This is a genomic window from Burkholderia sp. YIM B11467 (assembly GCF_052952715.1).
The window spans coordinates 341,052-349,877 of record NZ_JBQVSQ010000008.1; the positions used below are offsets into that span (position 1 = coordinate 341,052).

At 66.1% G+C, this 8,826-nt stretch carries 10 protein-coding genes; all 10 read right to left on the reverse strand.

Going from position 1 to position 8,826, the window contains the following annotated elements; all coding sequences use genetic code 11:
- Positions 1–19: 19 nt before the first annotated feature.
- Complete coding sequence (aspS, locus tag ACTRWB_RS27030) at positions 20–1,822, reverse strand: aspartate--tRNA ligase (protein WP_129512941.1); 1,803 nt, start codon at positions 1,820–1,822, stop codon at positions 20–22.
- Between the two features lie 67 nt (positions 1,823–1,889).
- Positions 1,890–2,540 carry a DUF502 domain-containing protein gene (locus ACTRWB_RS27035; protein WP_048242740.1) on the reverse strand — a complete coding sequence of 217 codons (651 nt, stop codon included), beginning with the start codon at positions 2,538–2,540 and terminating at the stop codon, positions 1,890–1,892.
- 61 nt (positions 2,541–2,601) lie between these two features.
- Positions 2,602–2,946 (reverse strand): FmdB family zinc ribbon protein, encoded by a 345-nt coding sequence (locus tag ACTRWB_RS27040; protein ID WP_446903620.1) that lies wholly within the window; start codon positions 2,944–2,946, stop codon positions 2,602–2,604.
- A gap of 95 nt (positions 2,947–3,041) precedes the next feature.
- A complete protein-coding gene (locus tag ACTRWB_RS27045; protein ID WP_412023041.1) occupies positions 3,042–3,668 on the reverse strand; it encodes an SAM-dependent methyltransferase in 627 nt (208 codons plus the stop codon).
- 17 nt (positions 3,669–3,685) lie between these two features.
- Entirely contained in the window at positions 3,686–5,263 is a 1,578-nt protein-coding gene (gene ubiB, locus ACTRWB_RS27050) for a ubiquinone biosynthesis regulatory protein kinase UbiB (RefSeq protein ID WP_129512945.1), read from the reverse strand.
- 12 nt (positions 5,264–5,275) lie between these two features.
- Entirely contained in the window at positions 5,276–5,902 is a 627-nt protein-coding gene (locus tag ACTRWB_RS27055; protein WP_048242745.1) for a ubiquinone biosynthesis accessory factor UbiJ, read from the reverse strand.
- A gap of 164 nt (positions 5,903–6,066) precedes the next feature.
- The gene (locus ACTRWB_RS27060) at positions 6,067–7,107 is read right to left on the reverse strand and encodes a Tim44 domain-containing protein (protein WP_048242746.1); all 1,041 of its coding nucleotides are present in this window, start codon (positions 7,105–7,107) and stop codon (positions 6,067–6,069) included.
- 41 nt (positions 7,108–7,148) lie between these two features.
- Positions 7,149–7,880: a bifunctional demethylmenaquinone methyltransferase/2-methoxy-6-polyprenyl-1,4-benzoquinol methylase UbiE gene (gene ubiE, locus ACTRWB_RS27065; RefSeq protein ID WP_072443509.1), complete on the reverse strand. Its 732-nt coding sequence runs from the start codon at positions 7,878–7,880 to the stop codon at positions 7,149–7,151.
- Positions 7,881–7,932: 52 nt separating this feature from the next.
- Complete coding sequence (locus ACTRWB_RS27070; protein ID WP_129512947.1) at positions 7,933–8,346, reverse strand: gamma-butyrobetaine hydroxylase-like domain-containing protein; 414 nt, start codon at positions 8,344–8,346, stop codon at positions 7,933–7,935.
- Complete coding sequence (locus ACTRWB_RS27075; protein WP_048242749.1) at positions 8,343–8,786, reverse strand: HIT family protein; 444 nt, start codon at positions 8,784–8,786, stop codon at positions 8,343–8,345. The genes ACTRWB_RS27070 and ACTRWB_RS27075 overlap by 4 nt, the downstream gene beginning before the upstream one ends.
- Positions 8,787–8,826 lie beyond the last annotated feature (40 nt).

An 8,826-nucleotide genomic window follows, 5' to 3' on the forward strand; every position in this document is an offset into this window, starting at 1 on the left:
GCGTGGTGGCGAAAGCGCGTTACGCCTTCGGCTGTTCCGGCTGACGCAGACGGATGTGCAGTTCGCGCAGCTGACGCTCGTCGACCGGGCTCGGCGCCTGCGTGAGCAGATCCTGCGCACGCTGCGTCTTCGGGAACGCGATCACGTCGCGGATCGAATCGGCGCCGGCCATCATCGTGACGATGCGGTCGAGACCGAATGCGATACCGCCGTGCGGCGGCGCGCCGTATTGCAGCGCGTCCAGCAGGAAGCCGAACTTCAGCTGAGCCTCTTCCGCGCCGATCTTCAGTGCGCGGAACACCTTGCTCTGCACTTCCTCCTGGTAGATACGCACCGAGCCGCCGCCGATTTCCCAGCCGTTCAGCACCATGTCGTAGGCCTTCGCGAGGCAACGACCCGGGTCGGTCTCGAGGTACTCGAGGTGCTCGTCCTTCGGGCTCGTGAACGGGTGGTGCGCGGCGACGTAGCGTGCATCTTCGTCGTCGTATTCGAACATCGGGAAGTCGATGACCCACAGCGGCTTCCAGCCGGCCTGGACGAGGCCGTTCGCCTTGCCGAATTCCGAATGGCCGATCTTCAGGCGCAGCGCGCCGAGGCTGTCGTTGACGACCTTCGCGCGGTCGGCCGCGAAGAAGATGATGTCGCCGTCTTCAGCGCCCGTGCGCTCGAGGATGGCCGCGATCGATGCGTCATGCAGGTTCTTGACGATCGGGCTCTGCAGGCCGTCACGGCCCTTCGCCTTCTCGTTGACCTTGATCCATGCGAGGCCCTTCGCGCCGTAGATGCGCACGAATTCGGTGTAGCCGTCGATGTCGCCACGCGACAGCTCGCTGCCCTTCGGCACGCGCAGCGCCGCGACACGGCCGTCCTTCGCGTTGGCAGGCGTGCTGAACACCTTGAAGTCGACGTCCTTCATCGCGTCGGTCAGCTCGGTGAATTCGAGCTGCACGCGCAGGTCCGGCTTGTCCGAACCGAAACGCGCCATCGCTTCCGAGTACGGCATGACCGGGAACGTCGCGTCGAGTTCGACGTCGATCGTCGTCTTGAAGATGTGACGGATCATGTCCTCGAACAGGTCACGGATTTCCTGCTCGCCGAGGAACGACGTTTCGCAGTCGATCTGCGTGAATTCCGGCTGACGGTCGGCACGGAGATCCTCGTCGCGGAAGCACTTGGTGATCTGGTAGTAACGGTCGAAGTTCGCGACCATCAGCAGTTGCTTGAACAGCTGCGGCGATTGCGGCAGCGCGAAGAACTGGCCCGCGTTCACGCGCGACGGCACGAGGTAGTCGCGCGCGCCTTCCGGCGTGCTCTTCGTCAGCATCGGCGTTTCGATGTCGATGAAACCCTGCTCGTCGAGGTACTTGCGCGCCTCGATCGCGACGCGGTAACGCAGGCGCAGGTTGTGCTGCATCTGCGGACGGCGCAGGTCGAGCACGCGGTGCGTGAGACGCGTCGTTTCCGACAGGTTGTCGTCGTCGAGCTGGAACGGCGGCGTGACCGACGCGTTCAGCACGGTCAGCTCGTGGCACAGCACTTCGATCTTGCCGCTCTTCAGACCGGCGTTGACCGTGCCTTCCGGACGGTTGCGCACGAGACCCTTCACCTGCACACAGAACTCGTTGCGCACGCCTTCGGCGGTCGCGAACATTTCCGCGCGATCCGGGTCGCACACCACCTGCACGAGGCCTTCACGATCGCGCAGGTCGATGAAGATCACACCGCCGTGATCGCGGCGGCGCTGCACCCAGCCGCACAGCGACACGGTTTGGCCCAGCAGGTGTTCGGTCACGAGACCGCAGTATTCAGTACGCATCGACATGATGTTTGCTTTCGTTCGGTTTGATCAACGGGCGCCGCAACGCGCGGCCCGGGCGATGATTCTTTACTTACAGCGGCGGCTCGACGGGGCGGCGGGCGGGCGCCGGAGCCGGCGCCGGGGGCGCCACGACGCCCATCGAGACGATGTACTTCAGCGCGGCATCGACCGACATGTCGAGTTCGATGACTTCGCTCTTCGGCAGCATCAGGAAGAAGCCCGACGTCGGGTTCGGCGTCGTCGGGATATACACGCTCACGTATTCTTCCGTCAGATGATTGAGCACGTCGCCGCCGGGCGTGCCGGTCAGAAACGCGATCGTATACGAGCCGCGGCGCGGGTATTCGATCAGCAGCGCCTTGCGGAACGCGTTGCCGCTGCTCGACAGCAGCGTGTCCGATACCTGCTTGACGCTCGTGTAGATCGGCCCCACGACCGGGATGTGGCGCACGACCGCATTCCACCACGTGACGAGCTTCTGGCCGACGAAATTCCGCGTGGCCAGACCGACGACGAAGATGAACGCAAGCGTCAGCACCGCGCCGATCCCCGGCAGGTGGAAGCCGAGCATCCGCTCGGGCTGCCACGATTCGGGCAGCAGGAGCAGCGTCTGGTCCATCGTGCCGATGATGAGACCGAGCACCCACAGCGTGATCGCGAGCGGGACGAGAACCAGCAGGCCGGTCAGAAACACCGATTTCAGGGTCGTCTTTTTCATCATCTGCCGTCAATGAACCGCGCCGGCGGCGCGGGGTGGTCGCGGCCCGGTCGGACCGCGACGGTCAACTACTGGCGGCGGGCGCTGCAGCCGGGGCAGGCGCGGCACTCGTCGTCGTGCTGTCGGAACTCGCCGCGGCCGGCGCGGCCGCTGCCGGTTCCGCCGCGGCGGGCGTCGCCGCAGCCGCGTCACCCGACGCGGTCGCCGGCGCGCTGGCGCCACCCGAACCGCCACGGAAATCGGTGACGTACCAACCCGAGCCCTTCAGCTGGAAGCCCGCGGCAGTTACCTGCTTGCGAAACGCATCCTTCCCGCATTCCGGGCACTGCGACAGCGGCGCGTCGCTCATCTTCTGGAGCACGTCCTTCGCGAAACCACACGCTTCGCATCGATAGGCGTAGATCGGCATGATATTTTTCCCGCGGAAACTGGAAACAGCTTGCAAAACCTTGAATTATAGCCGAAACCCCGGCGCGGTCCGGCAACGGCCGCTACGCCCGCGCATCAGCGGCGGCGCCACGTGAGCCAGCGCTCGTGCCCTTCGAACACGGCCAGCGAATCTGTCACGGGCAAATCCTCGATCAGCTCGAAGTGCGGCGCGAGCAGCGCATCGAGTTCGGCACGCTCGATCCCGAACGGCGGCCCCTTCGGTTTCGCCGTCAGGAAGAAATAGCCGGCCAGCAATCCACCCGTGGGCAGCAACCCGGCCATCCGCGCCGCATAGTCGGCGCGCAGGCTCGGCGGCAGCGCACACAGGAACGCGCGCTCGTACACCCACTGCACGTCGAACGGCGGCCGGTACGCGAAGAAATCGGCCTGCTCGACGACGTCCGCATGCGCGCCGAGCTGCGCCTTCGCGGTAGCCACCGCCTGCGCGGCGAAATCGATCGCGCGCACGGGCCAGCCGGCCTGGGCAAGCCAGCCGGCCTCCTGTGCGCTGCCGCAGCCGGGAATCAGCACCGGGCACGGCGCGAGCCGGTGCGCGAACACGCGAAAGCCGTCGGGCACGCCGCCGAATTCCCACGGCGTCACGCCGCGCTCGAAACGCTCGTCCCAGAACGACGCATTGCCGGGGTCGCGCGTCGCGAAATCGGCGGCCGTCGGTGCGCTCGGTTGCTTCGGATCGGACATCGCCCTGCTCCTTTCGGTCATGAGCCGTACGCGAGCGCGAGCAACACGCGCGCGACGAGGGCGCCGACGCCGACGGCGAGGCCGAAAATCAGCAGCGCCTGCAGCAAACGGTTCGTCCGCTTCTGTTCGACGAGGATCTGGCGCATCAGGTCCTCGCTCGCGGCGCGCGGCGCGTCATGGCGCGCCGCCATCGCGTGGTGGATCAGGCGCGGCAGTTGCGGCAGCGTCTTGCTCCATTGCGGCGCCTCGACCTTGAAGCGCTCGTACCAGCCGCGCAGGCCGATCTGCTCGGTCATCCAGCGCTCGAGGTACGGCTTCGCGGTCTTCCACAGGTCGAGCTCGGGGTCGAGCGAGCGGCCGAGCCCTTCGACGTTCAGCATCGTCTTCTGCAGCAGCACAAGTTGCGGCTGGATCTCGACGTTGAAGCGACGCGACGTCGAGAACAGGCGCATCAGCACCTGGCCGAGCGAGATGTCCTTCAACGCACGGTCGAAATACGGCTCGCACACCGCGCGGATCGCGCTTTCGAGCTCCTCGACGCGCGTCTCGGGCGGCACCCAGCCCGATTCGAGGTGGAGCGTCGCGACGCGGTGGTAGTCGCGCTTGAAGAACGCGAGGAAGTTCTGCGCGAGGTAGTTCTTGTCGAAATCGGACAGCGCGCCGACGATCCCGAAATCGAGCGCGACGTAGCGGCCGAACGTGTTCGGGTCGAGGCTCACCTGGATGTTGCCGGGGTGCATGTCCGCGTGGAAGAAACCGTCGCGGAACACCTGCGTGAAGAAGATCTCGACGCCTTCGCGCGCAAGCTTCTTGATGTCGACGCCGGCCGTGCGCAGCGTCTCGACCTGGCTGATCGGCACGCCAGTCATGCGCTCCATCACGAGCACCTGCGACGTCGAGAAATCCCAGAACATCTCGGGCACGAGCAGCAGGTCGAGGCCCGCGAAGTTGCGGCGCAACTGGCTGCCGTTCGCGGCCTCGCGCATCAGGTCGAGCTCGTCGTGCAGGTACTTGTCGAATTCGGCGACGACCTCGCGCGGCTTCAGGCGCCGGCCATCGGCCCACATCCGTTCGGTCCAGATGGCGATGTCGCGCATCAGCGCGAGATCGGAATCGATCACCGACAGCATGTTCGGACGCAGCACCTTGACGGCAACGGCCTTGCCCGCGTGCACGCCCTGCTTGAGCTTCGCGAAATGCACCTGCGCGATCGACGCGCTCGCGACCGGCTCGCGCTCGAATTCGTCGAACAGCTCGTCGACCGGCGCACCGAGCGACTTCTCGATGATCGCGATCGCGACCGCCGAATCGAACGGCGGCACCTGGTCCTGCAGCTTCGCGAGTTCGTTCGCGAAATCGACCGACAGCAGGTCGCGGCGCGTCGACAGCACCTGGCCGAACTTCACGAAGATCGGGCCGAGGCTTTCGAGCGCACGACGCAGCCGCACGGCGGGCGGATCGGAATAACGACGGCCGATCGTCGTGATCCGCAGCAGCAGCTTCACGCGCCGGTCGTCGATCCGGGACAGCATCACTTCGTCGAGACCAAAGCGGATGACGGTGTAGACAATCTTGATGAAACGGAAAATGCGCATGCCCTGCGGCCCTCAGTGCGCGCCGCGCGGGCCGGAACCCGTGCGCGCGCCGATTTTTTGTTCGAGTCGCTCGACCCGCTTTTCGACCCGCGCGAGCGCATCGCGTGCGCGCGCCAGTTCGGCGTCGAAGCCGCCGAGCGACGCGCGCCGGACGACTTGCGGGTTCTCGTCGAGCCAGTATTCGGCGACGGAATCGAGCACGTTGCGGCCGGTGCGTCGCGCGCGTGCACCGGCGTCGCGCACGACCGTCGCGATCCGGTATGCCGCCGCGTCGCCCACCAGCTTCGCGAGATCTTCTTCAGGTTCCCAGCGCAGGTGCTCGGCCAGCTTCGCGATCTGCGTCGCGAATTCCGCGTCGCCCTCGATCTTCACGTGCTTCATCACGGCCGCCTGGCCGCCCTGCAGGAATGCGGCGACCGTATCGCCCGCGAGCGCGATCGACACGTCGACCTGCTGCGCATCCTGTGCGTCGACGGCAGACAGATAGCCGTCAGGCTGCACCAGCAGCGTGAGCGTGACGGGAGGCACGTCGATCCGGGCAGTCTTGCCCGCATAGGGAATCAGGCGGTCGCGTGCCCACGATTCGCGCGCGAGCAAGTGATTGACGGCAGCAGCAAAAGGCTTGGCGGCAAAGGTCATCGGGCTGGGAAAGAAAAAACCCGCGCAGGCCGGGCGCCCACGCGGGTTTCTATTGTAACGTCGGATCGCTGGCAGACCGTGCCTGACCGCACACCCGAGCGGCAAGCGGTCGCAGCGAGGCGGCCGTCGCCCGGGCATCCGGCGGCGCCGGCCGCCGGTCACGCTCAGTGCGTGTTGAGCTGCTGGATGCCCGCGAGCAGCCAGCCCTGACTGCCCGACTTCGACAGGTTCCACACTTCGTCGAACGGCGCGGCCGACGCATTCGCCGATTCGCGGATCAGGCCGTGGAAGCGCACGCTCGCCGACTGCTCGATGCCGCGATCCTCGATCGCGACCAGTTCCGCGTCGAGCTGCACGACGTCGGTCTGGTTCGACTCGTTGCCGCGCGAATCGAGGTCGATCTTGATCTCGGCGAACATTTCGGGCGTCGTGAACTCGCGGATGTCGGCCAGGTTGCCCTGGTCCCACGCGGCCTGCAGGCGCACGAAATACACCTTCGAGCTGCGCAGGAACGCTTCGGTGTCGAAGCCCGCCGGCACCTGGAGCGGCGCCGCCGCTGCCATCGCGCCTGCTGCCGCGCCGGTGGCCGCGGCACCGCCGCCGAACACGCCTTGCGCTTCGTTCGCGTAGCTGCTGCCGCTGCCGGCGTAGTTGCTGCCGGTGTTGCCCTGCTGGAACGACGGGCTTTGCGAGTAGCCGCCCGACGACGAAGCCGAGCCGCCGACCGAGTACGCCGGCTCTTGCGTGCGGCGGCGGTTCATGAACTTGCGGATCAGCCAGATGCCGACGAACGCGAGCAGCGCGATCACGATGATGTTCGACATCATGCCGGCGAATGCCTCGCCGAGACCGAAGTGCGACAGCAGCGCCGCGATGCCGAGACCGGCCGCGAGGCCGGCGATCGGCCCGAGCCAGCGCGAGCGGTTGGGCTGCGCGGCCGGTGCGGGCGCGGCCGGATTCGCACGCTGCGCCTGCGACGGCGCGGCCTGCTGCATCGGCTGCTGCGCGGGCGGCGTGGCCTGGCGCTGCGTGACGGTGGAGTTCTGGCGGCCGATGCTGCGCCCGCCGCCTACGCGCTTGGCTTCGGCGTCGAGCGATGCGAACGTGCCGGCCGTGAGCAGGCCGACCATCAGCAGCGTGCCGACCCGTCGAGCCCACGGCTTCGACGGCTTGCTACGGTTGAACAACGAACGCGATTCGGACATCACTTTCTCCAGATGTAAGGCGAATGTATGGAAAGAACCCCTTAGTACTTGGTTCCCATGTGTAAAGCTACCACGCCACCTGACAAATTGTAATATTTGACGGCATCGAGGCCCGCTTGTTCCATCATCGTCTTCAGCGTGTCCTGGTCGGGGTGCATCCGAATAGATTCAGCAAGATACCGGTAACTTTCGGCATCTTTCGCGAACTTGTCGCCAAGCCACGGTAATACTTTGAAAGAATACAGATCGTACGCTTTTTTCAGCGGATCCCAGACTTTCGAGAATTCCAGCACCATCACGCGGCCGCCGGGTTTCGTCACGCGGCGCATCTCGGCCAGCGCGGCATCCTTGTGCGTCATGTTGCGCAGGCCGAACGCAACCGTGACGACATCGAAGTAGTTGTCCGGAAAGGGGGTTTTCTCCGCGTCGCACAACAGCGACGGCGTCACGATGCCCTTGTCGAGCAGCCGGTCGCGGCCGACGCGCAGCATCGATTCGTTGATGTCGGTGTGCCAGACCTCGCCCGTCGGCCCGGCCGCCTTCGCGAACGACTTGGTCAGGTCGCCGGTGCCGGCCGCGATGTCGAGCACCTTGAAACCGGGGCGCACGTTCGCCTGCGCGATCGTGAACGCCTTCCACGCGCGGTGCATGCCCGCCGACATCAGGTCGTTCATCAGATCGTAGTTGCTCGCGACCGAATGGAACACACCCGCCACTTTCTTCGCTTTTTCGTTTTCCTCGACGCTTTCGAAGCCGAAGTGGGTTTTGCTCATCGCGTTGATCCTCAGTAAATGGCAAGACGGCGCCGAGCGGGCGCCGTCGATTTCAGTGGCAGTGGCCGTGCGGCGCCGCGGCCGCCTGCATCGGGGCGTCTCGATCGACGCCCGCCGCCTTCAGTTTGTCGAAATAGTCGCGCCACAGCGCGTCCTGCTGCGTCGCCAGCTCGTACAGCAGATCCCACGAGTAGATGCCGGTCGAATGGCCGTCGGAGAAGGTCGGCTGCAGCGCATAGTTGCCGACGCCCTCGAGCGCGGTGATCGTCACTTCGCGCTTGCCCGTCTGCAACGTCTCCTGGCCGGGCCCGTGGCCGCGCACCTCGGCGGACGGTGAATAAACGCGCATCAGCTCGAACGGAATCCGGTAGCTGTCGCCGTTCGGGTACTGCAATTCGAGCACGCGCGATACCGCGTGCACGACGACGCCGGACGGAATCGGCGTCGTGGAAGTCAAACCGCTCATGGCTGCCTCGAATCGGTCATGCGTTGAATTTCCTCGCGCACCGCATTGTGCAGCAGCGAGGCTTGCGCGGCGCGCGAGCGCAGCAGCGCCTCGGACACGCTGCGCTGGCGCGGCGCCCACACGGGCTGCGGGAAATGGGCGTCGTTCGAGAAGCGCGGGATCACGTGCCAGTGCACGTGCGGCACCATGTTGCCGAGGCTCGCGAGATTCACCTTGTTCGGCTGCATCACGCGGCGCACGGCCCGCTCGACCGCGTAGACCACGCGCATCAGGTGGGCTCGCTCGGGCTCGCCGAGATCGGAGAACTCGGCCACGTGCGCGCCCCAGATCACCCGGCAGAAGCCCGGGTAGTCGTGCTCGCCCGTCGCCAGCACGACGCGCAGCGCATCGTCCTGCCAGAGCAGCTCGCCGCCGTCTTCACGGCAAAACACGCATTCCATCGTCGCTCCCATGTGGACGGGCGCCGGCGCTACCGCGCCG